The sequence below is a fragment of the Streptomyces sp. NBC_01446 genome, assembly GCF_026340095.1.
Classification (GTDB): domain Bacteria; phylum Actinomycetota; class Actinomycetes; order Streptomycetales; family Streptomycetaceae; genus Streptomyces; species Streptomyces aureus.
In genome coordinates this window covers 3126061-3149207 of record NZ_JAPEPO010000001.1, presented here as the reverse complement: position 1 = coordinate 3149207, position 23147 = coordinate 3126061, and the positions used below count along the sequence as shown (strand labels likewise).

General features: G+C 70.0%; 20 protein-coding genes. 13 read left to right on the top strand and 7 right to left on the bottom strand.

Features of this window, described 5'->3' with window-relative positions:
• Nucleotides 1-63: 63 nt before the first annotated feature.
• On the bottom strand, nucleotides 64-1818 hold the full coding sequence (locus tag OG456_RS13970) for a biotin carboxylase N-terminal domain-containing protein (RefSeq protein WP_266560803.1): 1755 nt from the start codon (nucleotides 1816-1818) through the stop codon (nucleotides 64-66).
• A gap of 356 nt (nucleotides 1819-2174) precedes the next feature.
• Here OG456_RS13970 and OG456_RS13965 point away from each other — a divergent pair, with 356 nt between their 5' ends.
• Nucleotides 2175-2648, top strand: coding sequence for a hypothetical protein (locus OG456_RS13965; protein ID WP_266560801.1), 474 nt, complete (start codon nucleotides 2175-2177; stop codon nucleotides 2646-2648).
• A gap of 30 nt (nucleotides 2649-2678) precedes the next feature.
• Here the strand turns inward: OG456_RS13965 and OG456_RS13960 are convergent, their stop codons facing one another.
• From OG456_RS13960 to OG456_RS13945, 4 genes are all read right to left on the bottom strand, one after another.
• Entirely contained in the window at nucleotides 2679-3302 is a 624-nt protein-coding gene (locus tag OG456_RS13960; RefSeq protein WP_266560799.1) for a nucleoside triphosphate pyrophosphatase, read from the bottom strand.
• Nucleotides 3303-3412: 110 nt separating this feature from the next.
• Nucleotides 3413-3541: a morphogenic membrane protein MmpB gene (mmpB, locus tag OG456_RS13955; protein ID WP_264484688.1), complete on the bottom strand. Its 129-nt coding sequence runs from the start codon at nucleotides 3539-3541 to the stop codon at nucleotides 3413-3415.
• A 79-nt stretch (nucleotides 3542-3620) separates the two neighbouring features.
• Nucleotides 3621-3830 carry an acyl-CoA carboxylase epsilon subunit gene (locus tag OG456_RS13950; protein ID WP_266560794.1) on the bottom strand — a complete coding sequence of 70 codons (210 nt, stop codon included), beginning with the start codon at nucleotides 3828-3830 and terminating at the stop codon, nucleotides 3621-3623.
• Nucleotides 3831-3889: 59 nt separating this feature from the next.
• Nucleotides 3890-5497, bottom strand: a complete 1608-nt coding sequence (locus tag OG456_RS13945) for an acyl-CoA carboxylase subunit beta (RefSeq protein WP_266560792.1) — start codon at nucleotides 5495-5497, stop codon at nucleotides 3890-3892.
• Nucleotides 5498-5667: 170 nt separating this feature from the next.
• On the opposite strand from OG456_RS13945, the gene OG456_RS13940 reads away from it, so the two are divergent.
• The 5 genes from OG456_RS13940 to hutH all read left to right on the top strand — a co-directional run bounded on the left by OG456_RS13940 (nucleotide 5668) and on the right by hutH (nucleotide 11801).
• Nucleotides 5668-6549, top strand: a complete 882-nt coding sequence (locus OG456_RS13940; RefSeq protein ID WP_266560790.1) for a biotin--[acetyl-CoA-carboxylase] ligase — start codon at nucleotides 5668-5670, stop codon at nucleotides 6547-6549.
• Nucleotides 6550-7037: 488 nt separating this feature from the next.
• Nucleotides 7038-8150: an adenylate/guanylate cyclase domain-containing protein gene (locus OG456_RS13935; RefSeq protein ID WP_266560788.1), complete on the top strand. Its 1113-nt coding sequence runs from the start codon at nucleotides 7038-7040 to the stop codon at nucleotides 8148-8150.
• A 39-nt stretch (nucleotides 8151-8189) separates the two neighbouring features.
• Nucleotides 8190-8981: an enoyl-CoA hydratase/isomerase family protein gene (locus OG456_RS13930; protein WP_266560786.1), complete on the top strand. Its 792-nt coding sequence runs from the start codon at nucleotides 8190-8192 to the stop codon at nucleotides 8979-8981.
• 65 nt (nucleotides 8982-9046) lie between these two features.
• Complete coding sequence (locus OG456_RS13925) at nucleotides 9047-10198, top strand: GGDEF domain-containing protein (protein WP_266560784.1); 1152 nt, start codon at nucleotides 9047-9049, stop codon at nucleotides 10196-10198.
• Between the two features lie 64 nt (nucleotides 10199-10262).
• Nucleotides 10263-11801 (top strand): histidine ammonia-lyase, encoded by a 1539-nt coding sequence (hutH, locus tag OG456_RS13920; RefSeq protein WP_266569215.1) that lies wholly within the window; start codon nucleotides 10263-10265, stop codon nucleotides 11799-11801.
• Between the two features lie 56 nt (nucleotides 11802-11857).
• Here the strand turns inward: hutH and OG456_RS13915 are convergent, their stop codons facing one another.
• A complete protein-coding gene (locus tag OG456_RS13915; RefSeq protein ID WP_116513449.1) occupies nucleotides 11858-12142 on the bottom strand; it encodes a hypothetical protein in 285 nt (94 codons plus the stop codon).
• Nucleotides 12143-12251: 109 nt separating this feature from the next.
• On the opposite strand from OG456_RS13915, the gene OG456_RS13910 reads away from it, so the two are divergent.
• The 6 genes from OG456_RS13910 (at nucleotide 12252) to OG456_RS13885 (ending at nucleotide 20836) form a co-directional block, all read left to right on the top strand.
• A complete protein-coding gene (locus OG456_RS13910) occupies nucleotides 12252-12596 on the top strand; it encodes a hypothetical protein (RefSeq protein ID WP_266560782.1) in 345 nt (114 codons plus the stop codon).
• Between the two features lie 290 nt (nucleotides 12597-12886).
• Nucleotides 12887-14143: an Ig-like domain-containing protein gene (locus OG456_RS13905; protein ID WP_266560780.1), complete on the top strand. Its 1257-nt coding sequence runs from the start codon at nucleotides 12887-12889 to the stop codon at nucleotides 14141-14143.
• Nucleotides 14144-14283: 140 nt separating this feature from the next.
• Nucleotides 14284-15741: an ABC transporter permease gene (locus OG456_RS13900; RefSeq protein WP_266560778.1), complete on the top strand. Its 1458-nt coding sequence runs from the start codon at nucleotides 14284-14286 to the stop codon at nucleotides 15739-15741.
• A 48-nt stretch (nucleotides 15742-15789) separates the two neighbouring features.
• Nucleotides 15790-16476 (top strand): ABC transporter ATP-binding protein, encoded by a 687-nt coding sequence (locus tag OG456_RS13895; protein ID WP_266560776.1) that lies wholly within the window; start codon nucleotides 15790-15792, stop codon nucleotides 16474-16476.
• Between the two features lie 151 nt (nucleotides 16477-16627).
• Entirely contained in the window at nucleotides 16628-19930 is a 3303-nt protein-coding gene (locus OG456_RS13890; protein WP_266560774.1) for a S8 family peptidase, read from the top strand.
• 135 nt (nucleotides 19931-20065) lie between these two features.
• Nucleotides 20066-20836 carry a group II truncated hemoglobin gene (locus OG456_RS13885; RefSeq protein WP_266560772.1) on the top strand — a complete coding sequence of 257 codons (771 nt, stop codon included), beginning with the start codon at nucleotides 20066-20068 and terminating at the stop codon, nucleotides 20834-20836.
• Nucleotides 20837-20938: 102 nt separating this feature from the next.
• Here OG456_RS13885 and OG456_RS13880 read toward each other — a convergent pair whose 3' ends face one another.
• Nucleotides 20939-21871 (bottom strand): helix-turn-helix domain-containing protein, encoded by a 933-nt coding sequence (locus OG456_RS13880; protein WP_266560770.1) that lies wholly within the window; start codon nucleotides 21869-21871, stop codon nucleotides 20939-20941.
• Between the two features lie 148 nt (nucleotides 21872-22019).
• Here OG456_RS13880 and OG456_RS13875 point away from each other — a divergent pair, with 148 nt between their 5' ends.
• Entirely contained in the window at nucleotides 22020-23060 is a 1041-nt protein-coding gene (locus OG456_RS13875; protein ID WP_323136405.1) for an NAD(P)-dependent alcohol dehydrogenase, read from the top strand.
• The last annotated feature ends 87 nt before the right edge of the window (nucleotides 23061-23147 follow it).

Sequence of the window (23147 nt, the reverse complement as noted above, 5' to 3'; positions counted from 1 at the left end):
CCCGGTGGACCGTCTTCCGGTCCGCCGGGCGCTCGTGTCAGGCCCTCTGAGAGCAGGTCAGGCTCAGTCCTTGATCTCGCAGATGGTGGCGCCGGAGGTGATGGAGGCGCCGATTTCGGCGTTGAGGCCCTTGATAATGCCGGTGCGGTGGGCGTTGAGGGGCTGTTCCATCTTCATGGCTTCGAGGACGACGACGAGGTCGCCTTCCTTGACTTCCTGGCCTTCCTCGACGGCGACCTTGACGATGGTGCCCTGCATGGGGGAGGCGAGGGTGTCGCCGGAGGCGGCCGGTCCGGACTTCTTGGCGGCGCGTCGTTTGGGCTTGGCGCCGGCGGCGAGGCCGGTGCGGGCCAGGGACATGCCGAGTGAGACGGGGAGGGACACCTCGAGGCGTTTGCCGCCGACCTCGACGACGACGGTCTCGCGGCCGGCTTCCTCGTCGGTGTCGGTGTCGGGGGTGGCGGCGAAGGGTTTGATCTCGTTGACGAACTCGGTCTCGATCCAGCGGGTGTGGATGGTGAACGGGTCGCTGGTGAAGGCGGGGTCGACGACGACGGCGCGGTGGAAGGGGATGGCGGTGGCCATGCCTTCGACCTCGAACTCGGCCAGGGCGCGGGCGGCGCGTTGCAGGGCCTGTTCGCGGGTGGCGCCGGTGACGATCAGTTTGGCGAGCAGGGAGTCCCAGGCGGGGCCGATGACGCTGCCGGTCTCGACGCCGGCGTCCAGGCGCACGCCGGGGCCGGTGGGCGGGGCGAAGCGGGTGACGGTGCCGGGGGCGGGCAGGAAGCCGCGGCCGGGGTCCTCGCCGTTGATGCGGAACTCGAAGGAGTGGCCGCGCAGGGTGGGGTCGTCGTAGCCGAGTGCTTCGCCGTCGGCGATGCGGAACATCTCGCGTACGAGGTCGATGCCGGCGACCTCTTCGGTGACGGGGTGTTCGACCTGGAGGCGGGTGTTGACCTCGAGGAAGGAGATGGTGCCGTCGAGGCCGACGAGGAACTCGACGGTGCCGGCGCCGACGTAGCCGGCTTCCTTGAGGATGGCCTTGGAGGCGGTGTAGAGCTGCTCGTTCTGCGCCGGTGTCAGGAAGGGGGCGGGGGCCTCTTCCACGAGCTTTTGGTGGCGGCGCTGCAGGGAGCAGTCGCGGGTGGAGACGACGACCACGTTGCCGTGGGTGTCGGCCAGGCACTGGGTCTCCACGTGGCGGGGCTTGTCGAGGTAGCGCTCGACGAAGCATTCGCCGCGGCCGAACGCTGCGACGGCTTCGCGCACGGCGGAGTCGTAGAGCTCGGGGACCTCTTCGAGGGTGCGGGCGACCTTGAGGCCGCGGCCGCCGCCGCCGAAGGCGGCCTTGATGGCGATGGGCAGGCCGTGTTCGCGGGCGAACGCGACGACCTCGTCGGACCCGGACACGGGGTCCGGGGTGCCGGCGACCAGCGGGGCGCCGGCGCGCTGGGCGATGTGCCGGGCGGCGACCTTGTCGCCCAGGTCGCGGATGGCCTGCGGGGGCGGGCCGATCCAGATCAGACCGGCGTCCAGGACGGCCTGGGCGAACTCCGCGTTCTCCGACAGGAATCCGTAGCCGGGGTGGATGGCGTCCGCGCCCGAGTCCTTGGCGGCCTGCAGCACCTTCGCCATGTCGAGATAGCTGGTGGCCGGGGTGTCACCGCCCAACGCGAACGCCTCGTCCGCCGCCCGGACATGCGAAGCGTCCCGGTCCGGTTCCGCGTAAACGGCAACGCTCGCGATACCGGCATCCCGGCACGCCCGGGCCACGCGGACAGCGATTTCGCCACGGTTGGCGATGAGCACCTTGCGCACGATGGCTCCCTCCTTGAAACAAGCCGAGTTTAGGGACTGCCGACACGGGCTTACGACCCGTCCCCATGAGTGAGCTTGCCCACACGGAGCGCTATTCGAGGCGCGCTCAAGTGGTGAATCCCCTTGTTGCGCCCGGGTACGCAGCCTTCCCTCTTGGAACCCTAGCCCGCCGATGTGGGCTAGGTCTCTGTGAGACGGTGCTGCGGCACTCCGGGATTCTTTGTGGAGTCCCTACGAATGGCCCAACGATTCTTTGCCTTGGGCAGACCCCTTGTCCCGAGGTTTACCCGTTAGTAGCGTTCGCGTTGTCTCGAACGTACTTGGGGTAACAGCAGTCGAAAGTGGGTGGGGTTCCGGTGGCACGCAGACCGGTGGCGTGGGTGGCCGCGATCGTGCTCTTCGCGGAGGCGATCGGTATCGCCCTGCTCAACTGGTTCCTGGGGCTGGTCGTCGACCGCCAGGACATGTCCCTGGCCGGGCTCGACCCCCGCGCCATGTCCGTCTCCGCCTGGATAGCCGGCGCGCTCTTCGGGCTCTATCTCGCGCTGTGCGCGATCGTCCTCGTACGCGTAGCCGTGCGCGACCGCGGGCCGGCCGGCTTCGGCCGCATCCTGCTGATCAGCGCGGCCGTCGTGCACGGGCTGCTCGGGGCGTTCAGCATCGGCCTGGTCGGCTGGCTCGCGTTCGTCTTCATGATGGTCGTGCTCGGGCTCATCGTGCTCACGCTGGTCGCCTACGACCGGAAGGAGCAGACGGACGGAGCGGAAGCGGGTGCGGGAGACGCCCCGGCGGGACCGGCCGAGGGGGGCGGGGCGCCTCAGCCCGTCTGATCGGCCCGGTCCGGGTGAGGCGAGCCGCGTTCAGTCCGCCCACAAGTCCGTGATGTTCACGCCCAGTTGGGCCAGCAGGCGGCGCAGCAGCGGCATCGACAGGCCGATCACGTTCCCGTGGTCGCCGTCGATGCCGTCGATGAACGGTGCCGAGCGGCCGTCCAGCGTGAACGCGCCCGCCACGTGGAGCGGCTCGCCCGACGCCACGTACGTGGCGATCTCCGCGTCGCTCGGCTCGCCGAACCGGACCACCGTCGAAGCCGTCGCCGACGCGTAGCGGTTCACCGCCGTGTCGTACACGCAGTGGCCCGTCTGCAGGGTGCCCGCGCGGCCCCGCATCGACTTCCAGCGCGCCGTCGCCTCCTCGGCGTCCGCCGGCTTGCCGAGAGCCTGACCGTCGATGTCCAGGACCGAGTCGCAGCCGATCACGAGCGCGCCGTGCACCTCAGGCTTCGCCGCGACCACGGACGCCTTCGCCTCCGCCAGCGCCAGGGCCAGTTCGGCCGGGGTGGGCGCGGACACGGCGTCCTCGTCGACCCCGCTGACCAGCACCTCGGGGGCGAGGCCCGCCTGGCGCAACAGGGCCAGCCTGGCCGGGGACTGGGAAGCGAGGACGAGGCGGCGGCGCGGGGTGCTCACGTGGGGATCACTCATGCGGTCAGGGTTCCACATGTGGGCCGCTGGGGGTGCCTCGTCGTGGAGGGTGCGGTGTTCGGCGTGGAGGGCTCGGAATGGAGGGTGCGGTGCTGGGGGCGGGGATCGGTTCAGACGATTCCCAGAACCAGCATCGCTATCACCATCGCCACCGCGAGCACGAAGCCCGCTCGGCGGAGCATCGCCTGGGTTTCGCGCAGCTCCTCGGGGGGCTCGTTCTCGGGGTCTGACCACAGCATGGATTCGATACTGCTGCCCCGGTAGGCGGTGCGCCTGAGTACGCGTACTCAGGCGCACCCCCACGTAGGGACCAGGGCCCTAGACCGGCCAGTACGTGCGCGCCCAGCTCGTGGGCCCCGGGATCGGGCGGCGCGCCTGCGCCACCCTTGCCGGGTCGGCCCATGCGTCGCGGGTGCCTGCCGCGCCGGGCGGGGTGGTGGCCACCGCCGCGGCGCGGGCCTGGACCACCGCCAGTGCGGCGGCCAGCTCCTCGGGGGTGGGGTTGCCCCTTACGACCTTGATCATCATCGGTCGGGTCCTTTCGGGCGGCTCTTTCGGCGGCTCGTTCTCGGCGGTTCGGTCCTGGGCTAGAGCGGGATGTTGCCGTGCTTCTTGGGCGGGAGGCTTTCGCGCTTGGTGCGGAGCTGGCGCAGGCCGCGGACGATGTGGGCGCGGGTGTCGGAGGGCATGATCACGGCGTCGATGTAGCCGCGTTCGGCCGCGGTGTAGGGGTTGAGGAGGGTGTCCTCGTACTCCTGGATGAGGCGGGTGCGGGTGGCTTCCTGCTCGGTTTCGGGGGCGGCGGCGATGGTGCGGCGGTGCAGGATGTTGACGGCTCCCTGGGCGCCCATGACGGCGATCTGGGAGGTGGGCCAGGCGAGGTTGAGGTCGGCGCCCAGGTGCTTGGAGCCCATCACGTCGTAGGCGCCGCCGAACGCCTTGCGGGTGATGACCGTGATCAGGGGGACCGTCGCTTCGGCGTAGGCGTAGATCAGTTTCGCGCCGCGGCGGATGATGCCGGTGTGTTCCTGGTCCACGCCGGGCAGGAAGCCGGGCACGTCGACGAAGGTGAGGACGGGGACGTTGAACGCGTCGCAGGTCCGCACGAAGCGGGCGGCCTTCTCGGAGGCGTCGATGTCGAGGCAGCCGGCGAACTGCATGGGCTGGTTGGCGACGATGCCGACGGGGTGGCCCTCGACGCGGCCGAAGCCGGTGAGGATGTTCGGCGCGAACAGCGGCTGTGTCTCGAAGAACTCCGTGTCGTCCAGGACGTGCTCGATCACGGTGTGCATGTCGTAGGGCTGGTTCGCGCTGTCCGGGACGAGGGTGTCGAGCTCGTCGTCCTCCGGGGTGCGGGCCAGGTCCGCGTCCTCGGGGAAGGCGGGGGGCTCGGACAGGTTGTTCGAGGGGAGGTAGGACAGGAGTGTCTTGACGTATTCGATGGCGTCTTTTTCGTCGCCGGCCATGTGGTGCGCGACGCCGGAGGTGGTGTTGTGGGTGCGGGCGCCGCCGAGTTCTTCGAAGCCGACGTCCTCGCCGGTGACGGTCTTGATGACGTCGGGGCCGGTGATGAACATGTGGGAGGTCTGGTCGACCATGATCGTGAAGTCGGTGATGGCGGGGGAGTAGACCGCGCCGCCCGCGCAGGGGCCGACCACGAGGCTGATCTGGGGGATGACGCCGGAGGCGTGGGTGTTGCGGCGGAAGATCTCGCCGTACATGCCGAGCGCCATGACGCCTTCCTGGATGCGGGCGCCGCCGGAGTCGTTGATGCCGATGACGGGGCACCCGGTTTTGAGGGCGAAGTCCATCACCTTGATGATTTTCTGGCCGTAGACCTCGCCGAGGGCTCCGCCGAAGACGGTGAAGTCCTGGGAGAAGACGGCTACCGGGCGTCCTTCGACGGTGCCGTAGCCGGTGACCACGCCGTCGCCGTAGGGCTTGTTGTCCTGCAGGCCGAACGCGGTGGAGCGGTGGCGGGCGAACTCGTCGAGTTCTACGAACGAGCCGTCGTCCAGGAGCAGTTCGATGCGTTCACGGGCCGTCAGTTTGCCCTTCGCGTGCTGCTTCTCCACCGCGCGTGCGGAGCCGGCGTGCGTGGCCTCGTCGATCCGGCGCTGCAGATCCGCGAGCTTTCCCGCGGTCGTGTGGATGTCGATGGCGCTGGACACGTTGGGCTCTTCCGGAACGGACATCGGGATGCGGCTCCCTGGCTGCTCAATGGGGACGTGAGGACGGGACGGGGCGATGTGGCGCGGCGGGGTTCGGGGCTGGTTGAGGCCTCGCCCCGTTGCTACTGGCTCGTAGCGTAGTGGCGTGGATACCGTTCGGCAGTGCGGCGTTTACCACACCTAGGGTGGGTTGCATGACGCCCCGAAATGCTTCAGACGATCCTTCCGACGCGAACGACGGTCAGCAGTGGTCGGACCTGGACCGGCCCCCGCTGAACGCCGCCGCCCTGCGGCGCGCCCTCGTGCGCGGAGGCCTTTGGTCCTCCGTCGACGTTGTTCCCGCCACCGGGTCCACCAACTCCGATCTCGTTGCCCTCGCCTTGAGCGGCAAGGCCGAGGAAGGGGCCGTCCTGGTCGCCGAGTCGCAGAGCGCCGGGCGCGGGCGGCTCGACCGACAGTGGACCGCTCCTGCGCGGTCCGGGCTCTTCTTCTCCGTCTTCCTCAAGCCCGGCGCCGAAGTGCCCGTGGAGCGCTGGGGGTGGCTGCCCCTGCTCACCGGGGTGGCCGTCGCCACGGGGCTCGCGCGGGCCGCCGGGGTCGACACCGCCCTCAAGTGGCCCAACGACCTGCTGGTGAATGTGGGCGGCGAGGAGCGCAAGGCCGGAGGCATCCTCGCCGAGCGCGCCGGGGACGGGGTGGTCGTCGGGATCGGGCTCAACGTTTCGCTGCGCGCCGACGAGCTGCCTGTGCCGGGGGCCGGGTCGCTCGCCCTGGCCGGGGCTGTCTCCACCGACCGGGATCCGCTGCTGCGGGCCGTTCTCCGGTCGCTGGAGGAGCGGTTCGTCGAGTGGCGGGCCGCGGGTGGGGATCCTGCGGTGTCGCGGCTTCAGGAGACCTATGCGGCGGGGTGCGCGACGCTCGGGCGGAATGTGCGGGCCGAGCTTCCTGGGGGGCTGGAGCTTGTGGGGGAGGCGGTTGCCGTGGACGGGGACGGGCGGCTTGTCATCGCCTCTGAGGACGGGGTGCAGCAGCCTGTGGGGGCGGGCGACATCGTTCATCTGCGGGCGGGGGGCTGACGGGGTTCCGGTGCGGGCCGGGGGCAGCGCTGGGGTTCGCTCTCGGGTGCGCCGTCGTCGGTCCGGGTTGTCTTTTGGGTGCGCCGTCGTTGCGCCGGGTTTTCTTTCGGGTGCGGGGCCGCGGGGGCATGTACGTGCTCGCTGTTCTACGGGTGGACGTCAGCTAGCTGATCACCTGAACGCGGTGCTGGTGGCTGCGCGCGCACATGCCCCCGCGTCCCCTCCCGTCTCGTACGCGGCTGATCGCCGGTGGGACTCGCTGTTTTCCGGGCCGCGTCTCGTGCGCGGCCGGTCGTTCGGTGGGCTGTCCCTTCCCCGTCGCGGGCCTTGTTCCGGACGCGGCTGGTCGTCGGTGGCGTTTTCGTTTCGGTTTGTACTTGGCCGGGGGCTCGGGACTCGTGTGTGCTGGGGGAGTGAGCTGCGGCACACCTGCCGTAAAGTTGAGGCCGGTCGATACATGACCGTGGCAGATCGGAAGGGCAGCAGGCGTGACCGTCGACGACTCGGGCTCCGGCGCGGGCACCCCAACCGACATCGGGTCTGTCGAGGAAGGTGCCGGCGGTGAGGATCCGCTTGCCCTCCGTCTCGAGCAGCTCATTCTCGGCGCGGAGCGGCGGTACACGCCTTTCCAGGCCGCGCGCAGCGCCGGTGTTTCCATGGAGCTCGCCTCCCGGTTCTGGCGGGCCATGGGGTTCGCCGACATCGGGCAGGCCAAGGCGCTGACCGAGGCCGATGTGCTGGCCCTGCGGCGGCTTGCCGGTCTTGTCGAGGCCGGGCTGCTCAGCGAGGCCATGGCCGTGCAGGTCGCCCGGTCCACGGGCCAGACCACCGCCCGGCTTGCCGAGTGGCAGATCGATTCCTTCCTGGAAGGGCTTACCGAGCCTCCCGAGCCCGGGATGACCCGTACCGAAGTCACGTATCCCCTGATGGAGCTGCTCCTGCCCGAGCTGGAGGAGTTTCTCGTCTATGTGTGGCGGCGGCAGTTGGCCGCGGCCACGGGGCGTGTGGTGCAGGCCGCCGATGACGAGGAGATGGTGGACCGGCGGCTTGCCGTCGGGTTTGCCGACCTTGTCGGCTTTACGCGGCTCACTCGGCGTATGGAGGAAGAGGAGCTCGGGGAGCTCGTCGAGGCCTTTGAGACCACTGCCGCCGATCTCGTGGCCGCCAACGGCGGTCGGTTGATCAAGACCCTGGGTGACGAGGTGCTGTACGCCGCCGACGACTCGGGGGTCGCGGCCGAGATCGCCCTGCGGCTCATCGAGACCATGGCCAATGACGAGACCATGCCCGAGGTGCGGGTGGGGATGGCCTTCGGGACCGTCACGACCCGGATGGGCGATGTCTTCGGGACCACCGTGAATCTCGCCAGCCGGCTCACGTCGATAGCTCCTCGGGATGCCGTGCTCGTCGACGGTGCGTTCGCCGAGGAGCTGCAGCGGGCCGGTGAGGCGCCCGCTTCCGAGGCCGAGGCCGCCGCTCTCGCCGAGAAGGAGGGCGAGGACGCGCCCTCGTACCGCTTTGCCCTTCAGCCCATGTGGCAGCGGCCCGTGCGTGGGCTCGGTGTCGTCGAGCCCTGGCTTCTGACGCGGCGGCCGCTCTAGGATTCTGCCGTTGTTAACTGTCGTTAACCGGGAGGGTCTGTGAGCGAGCGGTTCGGAGAGTTCGTCGAGGTGCGGCGGCACGGCTTTGTCGCCGAGCTCGTTCTCGATCGGCCCAAGGCCATGAACGCCGTGTCCAGCGCCATGGCCGTGAGTGTCGGGGAGGCCTGTGCCTCTCTTGCGCTCGATGGCGGCGCTCGGGTTGTTGTTGTTTCTTCCTCTGCCTCTCGTGCCTTTTGTGTGGGGGCCGACCTCAAGGAGCGGAACTCCTTTTCCGATGCCGAGCTTCTTCGGCAGCGGCCTGTGACGCGGGGGGCCTACGGGGGCGTGCTTGAGCTTCCTATGCCTGTCATCGCCGCTGTGCACGGGTTCGCCCTCGGTGGCGGGTTCGAGCTTGCTCTCGCCTGCGATCTCATCGTGGCCGACGAGACCGCCGTCGTGGGGCTGCCCGAGGTGTCGGTGGGGGTGATTCCCGGTGGCGGCGGTACGCAGTTGCTGCCCCGGCGCGTGGGGGCTGCGAGAGCTGCTGAGCTGATCTTCTCCGCGCGGCGTGTCGAGGCACGGGAGGCCCTGGAGATGGGGCTTGTCGATCAGGTGGTGGGGGTGGGTGATGATCGTGAGGCTGCGCTTGAGCTGGCGGGGCGCATCGCCGCCAATTCGCCGGTGGGGCTTCGGGCCGCCAAGCGCGCTCTGAGGGTGGGGTACGGGCTCGATCTGCGCGCCGGGCTCGAGGTCGAGGACGCCGCCTGGCGGTCCGTCGCCTTCTCCGGCGATCGGGCGGAGGGTGTCGCCGCCTTCAATGAGAAGCGGGCGCCTCAGTGGCCCGGTGAATGACTATTCCTGGCCTCGTATGGGTCTTGAATGTATCGAATTGGGCTTTTCTTTCCTAATCTTGGCCTATGGGAGAGGAAGTCCGGTTGCGGGCCGTGGTCGCGATGGCGCAGGGGATGGCCGCGGCGCAGTCTCCGCGTGAGTCCTGGCGGGCCGCCGCCCTCGGCGCCTGTCGCGCCCTGTCCGGCACCTTCGCGGCGCTGTCCGTGTGGGAGCGGGAGCGCGGGCGGCTGCGCGTCCTCGTGAACGTGGGGGAGCGCTCCGAGGGTGAGGTCGAGTTCCCCGAGGACGAGGCCTATCCCGTTCACCAGTTCCCCGAGATCACCGAGTTCCTGCACGAGCAGTGGGTGGGCGGGGGCGCTCCGCGCGCCTGGGTCGAGACCGCCGCCGGGACGGTGGAGGGCGGCGGCTACTGCCATCAGCGCGTCGCCGCCCTGCGCCGGCGCGGGCGCGGTTGCTGTGTCGTCGCGCCGATCGTGCTCCATGGGCGCGCCTGGGGCGAGTTGTACGTCGCCCGGCCCGAGGGTGCCGAGGTCTTCGGCGCGCAGGATGCGGCCTTCGCCACCGTGCTCGCCGCTGTTGCCGCCGCGGGCATCGCTCAGACCGAGCGGCTCGAGGAGGCGCGGCGGCTCGCCTTCACCGACGCGCTGACCGGGCTCGCGAACCGGCGTGCCGTTGATATGCGCCTTGATGAGGCCATCGAGCGGCATCGCGTCGGGGGCGATGTCGTCTCTCTTGTCGTGTGTGATCTGAACGGGCTCAAGCGCGTCAACGACTCGTTGGGGCACGCGGTCGGGGACCGGTTGCTGGAGCGGTTCGGGTCCGTTCTCTCGTTGTGCGGCGCGATGTTGCCGGGGACCCTGGCCGCGCGGCTGGGGGGTGACGAGTTCTGTCTTGTGGCGGTGGGGCCCGGCGCCGATGACGTGGTGCGGGCGGGCGAGGAACTGTGTTTGCGCGCCTCCGAGTTGGAGCTGGGGGAGGGGGTTGCCTGCGGGATCGCCTCGACCGGTGACCCGATCGGCGAGGTGCTCAGTGCGCGGCGGCTCTTCCGGCTTGCCGATGCCGCCCAGTACCGGGCCAAGGCGCTGCGGGCCGTGAAACCCGTTGTCGCCGGCCGGGATGGGCCCGACGATCCCGTCGTGCGTCTTGCCGACTCGCCGCCGCCCGCCGTCGGCGACAGTGAGCGGCGCCGGCTCCGGGGGCGGGACGTGGGGGCGTAAGGGGTCCATCCCGGACTCGGTCGTGACATTGGGCTCTTCACCTCGTACGCTCCTGAATATGGATATGCACACTGTGGTGGTGGGGACGTCCGGCGTCAGCGCGGCGGATGTCGTCGCCGTGGCGCGGGCGAATGCCCGGATCGAGCTCTCCGAAGAGGCGGTGGCCGCCCTCGCCTCGGCCCGCGCGATCGTGGACGCGCTGGCCGCGAAGCCCGAGCCCGTGTACGGGGTCTCCACCGGGTTCGGCGCGCTCGCCACCCGGCACATCGGCCAGGAGCTGCGGGCTCAGCTGCAGCGGAACATCGTCCGCTCGCACGCGGCGGGAATGGGACCGCGCGTCGAGCGGGAAGTCGTACGCGCGCTCATGTTCCTGCGCCTGAAGACCGTCTGCTCCGGGCGCACCGGTGTGCGGCCCGAGGTCGCGCAGACCATGGCTGACGTGCTCAACGCCGGGATCACGCCCGTCGTGCACGAGTACGGGTCCCTCGGGTGCTCCGGCGACCTCGCGCCGCTCAGCCACTGCGCCCTGACGCTGATGGGCGAAGGCGACGCCGAAGGGCCCGACGGGGTCGTAGCCCCCGCCGGCGAGCTGCTCGCCGCCCACGGCATCGCGCCCGTCGAGCTGCGCGAGAAGGAGGGCCTCGCCCTCCTGAACGGCACCGACGGCATGCTCGGCATGCTCGTCATGGCGCTCGCCGACCTCGAGAACCTGTACAAGTCCGCCGACATCACTGCCGCCTTGTCGCTCGAGGCGCTCCTCGGCACGGAGAAGGTCCTCGCGCCCGAGCTGCACGCCATCCGACCGCACCCCGGCCAGGGTGCCAGCGCCGCCAACATGCTGGCCGTGCTGAAGGGTTCGGAGCTCACCGGGCACCACCAGGACGACGCGCCGCGCGTGCAGGACGCGTACTCCGTGCGCTGCGCCCCGCAGGTCGCCGGGGCCGGGCGGGACACCATGGCCCACGCGCGGCTCGTGGCCGAGCGCGAGCTGGCGTCCGCCGTGGACAACCCCGTCGTGCTGCCGGACGGGCGTGTGGAGTCGAACGGCAACTTCCATGGCGCGCCCGTGGCTTACGTGCTCGACTTCCTCGCCATCGCCGCCGCCGACCTCGGGTCCATCGCCGAGCGGCGCACCGACCGCCTGCTCGACAAGAACCGGTCCCACGGGCTGCCGCCGTTCCTCGCCGACGACGCGGGCGTCGACTCCGGCCTGATGATCGCCCAGTACACGCAGGCCGCCCTGGTCAGCGAGATGAAGCGGCTCGCCGTGCCCGCCTCCGCGGACTCCATCCCGTCCTCCGCCATGCAGGAGGACCACGTGTCCATGGGCTGGTCCGCCGCCCGCAAGCTGCGTACCGCGATCGACAACCTGACGCGGATCGTCGCCGTCGAGCTGTACGCGGCCACGCGCGGCATCGAGCTGCGGGAGGGCCTCACGCCCGCTCCCGCCTCGCGCGCCGTGATCGATGCCGTACGGGCCGCGGGAGTTCAGGGTCCCGGCCCCGACCGGTTCCTCGCGCCCGACCTCGCTGCCGCCGACGCCTTCGTGCGCGGCGGGCACCTCGTCGCGGCCGTGGAGCCCGTCACGGGGCCGCTGGCCTAGGGGTTACGGAAACACGGGCGGGCCGCACCCTCGGGGTGCGGCCCGCCCTTCGTTGCTCAGAAGGCCGACTCGCGGCTCTTCCTGGCCGAGTACGTCAGGAAGCCCGCGCCGATCCCGAGGAACGCCGAGCCGCCGATCACGTACGGCGTCGTGTCGACCGTTCCCGTGTCGGCCAGGCGCAGTTGGTCCTCGGACTGCGCGTGTACCGCTGTCGCGGTCTGCTGCTGATCTGCCTCCGCCGTCTTCTCGGGCGTCGCGGTGGCGGACGGAACGAACCACAGGGCAGCCAGGAGTGTCCCGGCGGCAGTGGCGGTGAGCAGCGATCGTCGTGCGACGGACACGGAATCGATCCCCCTTGTGGAGCTGGCGAATTGGCCGTGTGAGGCGATGTTAGTGAAAGGTGCGGGTCACAGGAAAGTCGCGGGTGGGGTGAGGCATACGCTCCGTCGTATGACCACCTCTGAGACATCACGATTTGTTCGGCTCCGCGTGGAATTGGTCCTGGAGATCGAGGACTCCGCCGCCATCACCGGGGCCGCGTTGCAGCGCATCGCCGAGGACGACGACATGGCGGGCGACGAGCGGGCCCACGCCGAGGCCGCCGTCAACGAGGACGAGGCGGAGGCACTCGCCTATCTCGTCGATCCGTTCGACCTGGTCAGCGAGGTGCCCGGGGCGGACCTCGTGCAGGCTTCCTGGTCCAGCGAGCAGGTCGACTACGATCCCGATTCGCCCGACTGGGACCTCGACGTGGATGATGACGAATCCGGCGACGCTCTCGACGCGGACGACTAGGGCGGGATGCGGGGCCGGGTCGGACCGCGCGGACTCGGGACCCTGGGTGGCAACCGCCGGCCGGGGTTTCCTCGTCCCACAGGGGGTACCAGGAGGGTTCTGTTACCACTGGTGCATGCCTGGTCACGGCAGTTCCGACGTGTCGTCCCCCACATCGGGGGCGAAATAGGAACGGGACGAACCGGTCATGGCGTTACATGGGCCATTGGGGATTCCCGCCATGCGGGGAACGAGGCCTGCAGGGCCTTCGGGGTTGTTAGGGGGAATCGGCGACGATGGAGATGCGTGTGATGACGGACAGTAAGCGGCGCAAGGGTCTGATGGCCGCGTCCGCTCTGGTCGGAGGAGTGCTGGTGCTCTCCGCGTGCAGCGGAGGCGGCAGTCAGGCGAGCGGTGCCGAGGGCGGCGGCGGGAAGTCGCCACAGGCCCAGGTCGACGAGGCCGCAGCCAAGAAGACGTCGGAGGCGCTGATCAAGATCGCGCCGAAGGACGGCTCCGACAATGCCGGCATCAACAACTCCGCCGCCGTCACCGTGAGCAAGGGTTCGCTCACGAACGTGAAGATGACGACCGCCGAGGGCGCGGCCGTCCAGGGGCAGATATCCGCTGACAAGAAGAGCTGGAAGCCCGCGGGCCAGCTCCAGCGCGCCACCGTCTACAAGATCGCCGCCGAGGCCAAGGACTCCAGCGGCCGCGCGGCCCACGAGAACGCCTCGTTCACCACGGTCTCGCAGGCCAACAGCTTCATCGGCAACTTCACGCCCGAGGACGGCTCCACCGTCGGCGTCGGCATGCCGGTCTCGATCAACTTCGACAAGGCGATCACGAACAAGGCCGATGTCCAGAAGGGCATCACCGTCTCCTCCAGCAGCGGCCAGGAGGTCGTCGGCCACTGGTTCGGCAACCAGCGCCTCGACCTGCGCCCCCAGGACTACTGGACGGGCGGCTCCACGGTCACGCTGAAGCTGAACCTCGACGGCGTCGAGGGTGCGAACGGCGTCTACGGCGTGCAGCAGAAGACGGTCACCTTCAAGGTCGGCCGCAACCAGGTCTCGACCGTCGACGCGGAGACCAAGACCATGACGGTCACGCGGGACGGCAAGGTCGTCAAGACCATCCCGATCTCCGCCGGTTCGCCGGAGAACAAGACGTACCAGGGCCAGATGGTGATCTCCGAGAAGTTCAAGGAGACCCGCATGGACGGCTCGACGGTCGGCTTCAAGGGCACCGACGGCAAGGGCGAGTACGACATCAAGGACGTGCCGCACGCGATGCGTCTGTCGAACTCCGGCACCTTCATCCACGGCAACTACTGGGGCGCCAAGTCGATCTTCGGTGGCGCCAACACGAGCCACGGCTGCGTCGGCCTGGCCGACGCCAAGGGTGCCGACGACCCGAACACCCCGGGCGCCTGGTTCTACGACAACTCCATGGTCGGTGACGTCGTCGTCGTGAAGAACACCGGCGACAAGACCATCCAGCCGGACAACGGCCTCAACGGCTGGAACCTGGACTGGGCGCAGTGGCAGGCCGGTTCGGCCGTCTGACGGACCTCGGCCCGACAGTCCACGCGGAAGGCCCGCACCCCGGCGACGGGGGGCGGGCCTTCGGGCGTTTCCGGAGAGTTCTCATCGGTCTCTTATCCCGGGCTTATCCGATCATCACGGTGTGTCCCTAGCTTCACGGCATGTTCTTCACCTACCTGAGGCGCGAACTGCGCCGCCGCAGAAAGGCGGCCCTCGTCGTCGCCTCCGGGCTCGCGCTCGGCATCGCGCTGGTCATCGTGGTCAACTCGGTGTCCTCCGGCATGAACCAGGCCCAGGACAAGGTCCTCCAGTCCCTGTACGGCCTCGGCACCGACATGACCGTCACCAAGGCCGCCGAGGCCCCCAAGAGCGGGGAGACCGGCCGGCCGCGGTTCGAGTTCGGCGCCAAGGACGACGGCGAGGAGCAGAGCAGCGACCGCGTCATGGTGCAGGGCTTCCAGACCCTCGCCTCGTCGACCGTCGCGAAGGTCGCCGGGCAGAAGGGCGTCGCCGACTCGGTGGGCGGCCTCAGCCTCCAGGTGATGAAGGTCAGCGGCGAGTTCAAGCGCGGCCAGTTCAAGCAGGGCCAGAGCGGCGGCGCCACGCGCCAGGGCGGCCCGGGCGGCTCCGGCGGCCAGCCGCAGGGCCAGGTCGAGGGCGGCGGTGCCTCCTTCGACGTCAACTCCTACAGCGTGTACGGCACCGACGTGGCCAAGCAGGGCCTCGGCCCCCTCACCTCCTCCAAGGTCACCAAGGGCCGTACGTTCAAGACGTCCGAGGCCGACGCCAAGGTCGCCGTGGCCGACACGTCGTACGCCAAGGAGAAGAAGCTCGCCCTCGGCGGCACCGTCAAGATCAAGGGCGTCAAGTACAAGCTCATCGGCATCGCGACGCCCGACAGCGGTGACGCGGCCGCCAATCTGTACGTGCCGCTGAAGCAGGCGCAGACCCTCGCCGGCGCCAAGAACAAGATCACCACGGTCTATGTGAAGGCGACCGACTCGCAGCAGATCTCCGCGGTCAAGGCCACCATCCAGAAGAACATCTCCGGTACGACGGTGACCACGTCGGCCGACCTCGCCGACACCGTCTCCGGCTCCCTGTCCACCGCGTCCGACCTCGCGGCGAACGTCGGCAAGTGGCTCTCCATCGCCGTGCTCGTCGCCGCGTTCCTCGTCGCGGGGCTGCTCACCTCGTCGGCGGTCTCCCGCCGCGTACGGGAGTTCGGCACGCTCAAGGCGCTCGGCTGGAAGTCCGGCCGCGTCACCCGCCAGGTCGTCGGCGAGGCCGTCGTCAACGGGCTCGTCGGCGGCGCACTCGGCATAGCCGTCGGCCTCGCGGGCGCCTACGCCGTCACCGCGATCAGCCCCACCCTCACCGCCGAACTCGGCTCCGGCGCGGGCGGCGGAGCCAGGGGCGGCGGCATGGCCATGGGCGGCCCCGGCATGCGCCAGAGCGCCGGCAAGACCCTCGACATCGCCCTCAGCGCGCCCGTCAGCGCCACCACCATCACGCTCGCCGTCGGCCTCGCCGTCGCCGGAGGCCTGATCGCCGGCGCCTTCGGCGGCTGGCGCGCCTCCCGGCTGCGCCCGGCCGACGCCCTGCGCCGCGTCGAGTAGCCGCACCGCGGCCTCCCGAACACCTCTACGTACCGCAGGAGTTGCACCATGTATCAGCTGAGAGGCGTCACCAAGCAGTACCGGCGCGGCAAGGACACCGTCGACGCGCTCGCCGGGGTGGACCTGACCATCGGCGACGGCGACCGGCTCGTCATCCAGGGCCCCACCGGCGGCGGCAAGTCCACCCTCCTCCAGATGCTCGGAGGGCTCGACCGGCCGACCGCGGGCAGCATCGAGCTCGACGGCGTCGACCTGGCGAAGCTCCCGGAGGCGCGGCTCACCAAGTTCCGCGCCGAGTCCATCGGGTTCGTGTTCCAGAGCTTCAACCTGATCCCGACGCTGAACGCCCAGGAGAACGTCGAGACAGCCCTCGTGCCGCTCGGCCTCAAGGCCGCCGACCGCCGCGAACGCGCCGCGCAGGCCCTGAACTCGGTCGGTCTCGGCGAGCGGCTCGGCCATCTGCCCTCGGAGATGTCCGGCGGCCAGCAGCAGCGCGTCGCCATCGCCCGCGCGCTCGTCAAGAACCCCAAGGTGCTGCTCGCCGACGAGCCCACCGGAAACCTCGACGAGTCCATGCGCGACGAGATCATGGACGTGCTCGAGACCATGTGGAAGGAGCTCGGACTGACCTTCATCATGGTCACCCACGATTCGTCGATCGCCCGCAGGGCGCCGCGGCTCGTCACCATCCGCAAGGGCCGGATCACCATCACCGAAAACTCAAAAGCTGTCTGATTTCGATCGCTTCCGTGCACAACCCGTGGCTCCCCTGCATCATCTCTCTGCAGGGGGGCCACTTGGGTCTCCCGCCGGTGAACTACCGTCACCAGGGGGAAAGTTGCACAGACAGGCACGAATAACCTCAAAGAGACTGAGCGCCACGACTGTGGCCGCCGCGGCAGCCGTCGTCCTCACCGCGGGTCTGACCGCCCCGGCCGTGGCCGCCGCCCCTGCGGCGCAGTCCGGCGAGGCCGCGAAGGCCGCGCCCAAGCAGCACGTCACGCTCATCACCGGCGACCGCGTCACCCTCGACGCGAAGGGGAAGCCGGTCGGCTACCAGCACGCCAAGGGCCGTGAGCACATCCCCGCGCAGACGCGCACCGTCGGCGGCCACACCCTCGTGGTGCCGGCCGACGCGCAGCGCCTGGTCGCGAGCGGCAAGCTCGACCAGCGGCTCTTCGACGTCACCGAGCTCTCCAAGTCGGCCAACCGCAAGGCCCAGAAGCACGGCCTCAAGGTGATCGTCGGCTACCGGGGCGCCGCGACCGCCGCCCGCGCCGACGTGCGCGACGCGGGTGACACGACGGTCCGCAGGACCCTCAAGTCCCTGAACGCGGACGCCGTCACGACGCCCAAGCAGGACGCCACCCGCCTCTGGGACGCCGTCACGACCTCCCAGGGCTCTGCCGCCTCCGGCATCAGCCGCATCTGGCTCGACGGCGTGCGCAAGGCAAGCCTCGACAAGTCGGTCCCGCAGATCGGCGCCCCCAAGGCGTGGGCGGCCGGCTACGACGGCAAGGGCGTCAAGATCGCCGTCCTGGACACCGGCGTCGACGCGACCCACCCCGACCTCAAGGGCCAGGTCGTCGGCGAGAAGAACTTCTCCACCTCCGCCGACGCGGTGGACCGTTTCGGCCACGGCACGCACGTCGCGTCGATCGCCGCCGGTACGGGCGCCAAGTCGGGCGGCAAGTTCAAGGGCGTAGCCCCGGGAGCCAAGCTGCTCAACGGCAAGGTCCTCAGCGACGACGGCTACGGCGACGACTCCGGCATCCTCGCCGGCATGGAGTGGGCGGCCGACCAGGGCGCCGACGTCGTCAACCTCAGCCTCGGCGGCGGCGACACCCCCGAGATCGACCCGCTCGAGGCCGAGGTCAACAAGCTGTCCGCCGAGAAGGGCATCCTGTTCGCCATCGCCGCGGGCAACGAAGGCGAGTTCGGTGACTCGACCATCGGCTCCCCGGGCAGCGCGGACGCCGCCCTGACCGTCGGCGCGGTCGACGACCACGACAAGCTGGCCGACTTCTCCAGCCGCGGCCCGCGCATCGGCGACGGCGCCGTCAAACCGGACGTCACCGCCCCCGGCGTCGACATCACGGCCGCGGCCGCACCGGGCAGCGTCATCGACAAGGAGGTCGGCGAGAACCCCGCCGGCTACCTCACGATCTCCGGTACGTCGATGGCGACCCCGCACGTAGCGGGCGCCGCGGCGATCCTCAAGCAGGAGCACCCGGACTGGAAGTCCACCGAGCTCAAGGGCGCCCTCACCGGCTCCACCAAGGGCGGCGCGTACACGCCGTTCGAGCAGGGTTCGGGCCGCATCCAGGTCGACAAGGCCATCGAGCAGACCGTGTTCGCCGAGCCCGTCTCGGTGAGCTTCGGCGTCGCGCAGTGGCCGCACACCGACGATGCCGCGATCACCAAGAAGGTGACGTACAGGAACACCGGTGACAAGGACGTCACCCTCGACCTGACGGCCACCGGCACCAACCCGAAGGGCCAGGCCGCCCCGGCCGGCTTCTTCAAGCTCGGTGCGACGAAGGTGACCGTCCCCGCGGGCGGCACCGCCTCCGTGGACCTGACCGCGAACACGAAGCTCGGCGGCACGGTCGACGGCGCGTACTCCGCGTACGTCGTGGCGACGGGCGGCGGCCAGTCCGTGCGCACCGCGGCCGCCGTGCAGCGCGAGGTCGAGTCGTACGACGTGACGCTCAAGCACATCGGGCGCGACGGCAAGGACGCCCAGGGCTACGAGACCTCCCTGGCCGGCATCGGCACCGACGCGTACTTCGACGCCTACGACCCGAACTCGGGCACCGTCAAGGTCCGTGTCCCCAAGGGCAGTTACATCCTGAACGAGTACCTGGCGGCCGACCCCGAGGACTTCTCCAAGGGCGCCGACTGGCTGGTGCAGCCGAAGCTGGACGTCACCAGGAACACGACGGTCACCCTCGACGCCCGCACCACCAAGCCCGTCGACGTCACCGTCCCGGACGCCGCCGCCAAGAGCATCCTGGCCGTGCCCGAGTTCACGCTCGACACCGCCGACTCCTCGTCCGGTTACGGCTGGATCCTGGACTCGTACACCAACTTCCGCACCGCCGGACTCGGCCCGGAGCCGACCGGCGTCAAGCTCCAGCAGCAGTGGACCGGTGTGTGGGCGAAGGGCACCGACACCGAGTACGACACCGTCGCCGGCGGCGCCGTCAAGAAGCTCGCCACCGGCTACACCAAGCACTACAAGGCGAGCGACCTGGCCACGGTCAAGGTCGGCCTCGGCGGTGCGGCCAAGGACAAGACCGGCTCGGTCGGCGCGATCGGCATGCTGCCCGTGAGCTCCGGCGGCTGGTCCGTCGCCGTCGACCAGAAGCTCCCCGGCACCCGCACCCTGCACCTGTCCACCACCGACAAGGCGAAGTGGGGCCTGGACTTCTCGCAGAACGGCCCCGAGGACAGCGACGGCTTCCCGACGGAGGAGACCTCCTACACGCTGGGCACACCCCAGTCGTTCCAGGGCGGCAAGGCGTACGAGAAGACGTTCAATACGGGCGTCTTCGGCCCCCGTATCGGCGGTGACTACGGCGTCTACCGCGACGGCAACGAGATCTACGGCAACCTGCCGATGTACGCCGACGGCAAGACCCACGCCGGCTACTCGCAGTACCTCTCGGTGAAGACCACCCTCTACAAGGGCAGCACCAAGGTCGGCGAGAACGACGACCCGCTGGTCGGCGAGAAGCCCTTCAAGGTCACCTCCGGCGACGCCGAGTACAGGCTGTCGACGTCCATCAAGCGCAGCGTCAAGATCGCCGCGGCCTCCACCCGCGTCGACGCCAGCTGGACGTTCCGCTCGAAGAAGCCGGCCTCGTCGGCCGAGGCGGCCAGGCTGCCGCTGTCCACGGCGCGCTTCAACGCGGCCGTCGGCCTCGACAGCACCGCCCCCGCCGGCAAGACCCAGTCGGTCCCGGTCACCGTCCAGGGCGCGGCCGCGGGCAGCAACCTCAAGTCGCTGGCCGTGTACGTCTCCTACGACTACGGCCAGACGTGGAAGAAGCTGGACGTCAAGAACGGCAAGGTCACGGTGAAGAACCCGGCCAAGGGCAAGGCCGTCTCCTTCCACGCCAAGATCGCCGACAAGAAGGGCAACAAGTCGACGATCTCGGTCTACAACGCGTACTACGGCAAGTAGCCGCGACGCGTGGCGTAGGCGCGCTACGCCCGCCGGCGTAGTGACGGGCATGGCCCGTTACGCCCAGCGCTGACAGCCCGGCTGGCCCGTCCCGACCTCATGGCCGGGGCGGGCCACCCGTGTTTTGCTGAGGTCATGACCACGCAGACAGTCGAGTACATCCGTTATCGGATCCCCGGGGACCGGTCCGCCGAGTTCCTCGCGGCCTACACGCGCGCCGCCGCCCGGCTCGCCGCGGCGCCCCAGTGCGTCGACTACGAACTGGCTCGCTGCGAGGAGGACTTCGAGCACTTCATCCTGCGCATCACCTGGACCTCGACCGAGGACCACATCGAGGGCTTCCGCAAGTCCGACCTCTTCCAGGACTTCCTCGCCGAGATCAGGCCGTACGTCGGGAACATCGACGAGATGCGCCACTACAAGCCCACATCGGTACGCGGCACCGGCGCGTCCGTGCCGAGCCTGTACGACTGGGCAGGCGGCGCCGACGCCTTCGCACGGCTCACCGACGTCTTCTACGACAAGGTTCTCAAGGACGATCTCCTCGGCCCCCTGTTCGCCGACCTCCCGCCCGAGCACGCCGGGCACGTCGCCCTGTGGATCGGCGAGGTCTTCGGCGGCCCCGCCGCCTACTCCGAACAGCAGGGCGGCCACAGCCACATGGTCGCCAAGCACGTCGGCAAGCACATCACGGAGCCGCAGCGCCGCCGCTGGGTCAATCTGATGCACGACGCGGCGGACGAGGCGGGCCTCCCTGCCGACGCCGAGTTCCGCTCGGCGTTCAGCGCCTACATCGAGTGGGGCACCCGGCTCGCCGTCTACTTCTCGGGCCCCGACGCGGCCCGGCCCGCCGAACAGCCCGTACCGCTCTGGAACTGGGGGGCGGCGCCGCCCTACCAGCCGTAGAGCGCCCTTTCGCCACCGGTCGGGTGTGCCTTCCGCCACCGGTCGGGTGGGGCTGTCGTCACGGTCCGGGGGCTGTCGTCACGGATCCGGGTGAGCCTGTCGTCACCGGTCCGGGTGGGCCCGGAGGTTCTCGCCCAGGCCCGCCCGGACCGCGTCCGTGCCCCAGCTCGCGAGGAGGCGCAGGGCCTCGGCCGACGGGGAGCCCGGCTCCGCGTGGTAGACCACGAGATGCTGCTCCTCGTCGTCGGGCAGGGTCATGGTCTCGTAACTCAGGCTCAGCTCACCCACCAGCGGATGCCGCAGCCGCTTCACGCCGTGGCCCTTCTCCTTGACGTCGTGCGTCGCCCACAGCCGCCTGAACTCCTCGCTCTTGACGGAGAGTTCACCGACCAGCGCCGACAGCTCCGGGTCGTCCGGGTGGCAGCCCGCGTACAGCCGCAGATAGCTGACCATGTCGGACGCCTTCGCATCCCACTCCACGAACAGGTCGCGGTAGGCCGGGGCGAGGAACACCATCCGCGCCCAGTTCCGCTCCCGCGGCGGCAGCTCGCTCCAGTCGCCGAAGACCGCAGCGGCCATCCGGTTCCAGGCGAGCACCTCGGAGCGCCGGCCGGACACGTACGCGGGCACGCCCTCCAGGCTGTCGAGCAGATGCCGCAGCGCCCCGCGCACCTGCTGCTGCTCCCGCGAGGCCCGCTTCTTCTTGTGCTGCTTCGGCTTCGCGAGATGCGTCAGATGCGCGTGCTCCGCGTCCGTGAGGCGCAGGGCGCGCGCGATCGCGTCGAGCACCTCCGCCGACACGTTCCGCCCGTTCCCCTGCTCCAGGCGCGTGTAGTACGCCACCGACACGCCGGCCAGCTGCGCCAGCTCCTCGCGGCGCAGGCCCGGCACGCGCCGGTGCCTGCCGAAGTCCGGCAGCCCCACGTCCTGCGGCTTCAGCCGGGCCCGCCGGGTGCGCAGGAACTCGCTCAGCTCGGCACGCCGGTCCAGCGGCTCGCCGGCCGCCGGGGCGGCGCGGGTCCCGTCATCGTCCATGCCTCCAGTATCGCCGGGCCGCCACAGTCGTACGAAGGTGTTCCTGACCCCGCCAGTAGTAGGACCAGTGGGCGTACGCAAAGCGGGGCAAGGCCCTGAGCCCGGGGGATGCCTCCGGCTGGGGCAGGCTGTACGCATGACCGCACAGATCACCACCGTCAGCGCCTACGCCGCACCCTCCGCAAAGGCTCCGCTGGAGCGCACCACCATTCCGCGCCGCCCGGTGGGCGAGTTCGACGTCCTGATCGACATCAAGTTCGCCGGCATCTGCCACTCCGACATCCACCAGGCCCGCGACGGCTGGGGCGAGGGCATCTTCCCGATGGTCCCCGGCCACGAGATCGCCGGCATCGTCACCGAGGTGGGCCCCGGCGTCACCAAGTTCGCCGTCGGCGACCGTGCCGGCGTCGGCTGCATGGTCGACTCCTGCCGCGAGTGCGACAACTGCAAGGCGGGCCTGGAGCAGTACTGCGCCAAGGGCAACGTCGGCACGTACAACGCCCTCGACAAGAACGGCGAGCCCACCTACGGCGGCTACTCCACCCACATCGTCGTCGACGAGAACTACACCGTCGGCATCCCCGAGGGCCTGGCCCTCGACGAGGCCGCGCCGCTGCTGTGCGCGGGCATCACCACGTACTCCCCGCTCAAGCACTGGAACGCGGGCCCCGGCAAGAAGGTCGCCGTCCTCGGCATGGGCGGCCTCGGCCACATGGGCGTCAAGATCGCGCACGCGCTCGGCGCCGAGGTGACCGTCCTGTCGCAGTCCCTGCGCAAGCGGGAGGACGGCCTCAAGCTGGGCGCCGACCACTACTACACGACCAGCGACCCGAAGACCTTCGAGGAGCTGGCCGGCACCTTCGACATCATCCTGTCGACGGTCTCGGCCCCGCTCGACTTCGGCGCGTTCCTCTCGCTCCTGAAGACGGACGGCGCCCTGGTGAACGTGGGCGCCCCCGAGGAGCCCATCTCCCTCAACCTGTTCTCCGTGATCGCGGGCCGTAAGTCCCTCTCCGGCTCCGGCATCGGCGGCATCCAGGAGACCCAGGAGATGCTCGACTTCTGCGCCGAGCACGGCCTCGGCGCCGAGATCGAGTTGATCGAGGCGAGCCAGATCAACGAGGCGTACGAGCGCGTGCTCGCGAGCGACGTGCGGTACCGCTTCGTGATCGACACGGCGACAATCTGACCCTCGCCGTTGCCCGACGCATTACCCAGGGCATCACCCGGGGCATTACCTGAGGCGTAATCGACGGTCCGTCCGTCCCCCGGCAGG

Coding starts and splice junctions, on each gene's coding strand:
- OG456_RS13880 (WP_266560770.1), bottom strand. CDS start 21,871: ATGGACGATGACGGGACCCGCGCCGCCCCGGCGGCCGGCGAGCCGCTG.
- OG456_RS13940 (WP_266560790.1), top strand. CDS start 5,668: ATGACGCCCCGAAATGCTTCAGACGATCCTTCCGACGCGAACGACGGT.
- OG456_RS13900 (WP_266560778.1), top strand. CDS start 14,284: ATGTTCTTCACCTACCTGAGGCGCGAACTGCGCCGCCGCAGAAAGGCG.
- OG456_RS13960 (WP_266560799.1), bottom strand. CDS start 3,302: ATGAGTGATCCCCACGTGAGCACCCCGCGCCGCCGCCTCGTCCTCGCT.
- OG456_RS13910 (WP_266560782.1), top strand. CDS start 12,252: ATGACCACCTCTGAGACATCACGATTTGTTCGGCTCCGCGTGGAATTG.
- OG456_RS13905 (WP_266560780.1), top strand. CDS start 12,887: ATGACGGACAGTAAGCGGCGCAAGGGTCTGATGGCCGCGTCCGCTCTG.
- OG456_RS13895 (WP_266560776.1), top strand. CDS start 15,790: ATGTATCAGCTGAGAGGCGTCACCAAGCAGTACCGGCGCGGCAAGGAC.
- hutH (WP_266569215.1), top strand. CDS start 10,263: ATGCACACTGTGGTGGTGGGGACGTCCGGCGTCAGCGCGGCGGATGTC.
- OG456_RS13885 (WP_266560772.1), top strand. CDS start 20,066: ATGACCACGCAGACAGTCGAGTACATCCGTTATCGGATCCCCGGGGAC.
- OG456_RS13945 (WP_266560792.1), bottom strand. CDS start 5,497: ATGTCCGTTCCGGAAGAGCCCAACGTGTCCAGCGCCATCGACATCCAC.
- OG456_RS13950 (WP_266560794.1), bottom strand. CDS start 3,830: ATGATGATCAAGGTCGTAAGGGGCAACCCCACCCCCGAGGAGCTGGCC.
- mmpB (WP_264484688.1), bottom strand. CDS start 3,541: ATGCTGTGGTCAGACCCCGAGAACGAGCCCCCCGAGGAGCTGCGCGAA.
- OG456_RS13925 (WP_266560784.1), top strand. CDS start 9,047: ATGGGAGAGGAAGTCCGGTTGCGGGCCGTGGTCGCGATGGCGCAGGGG.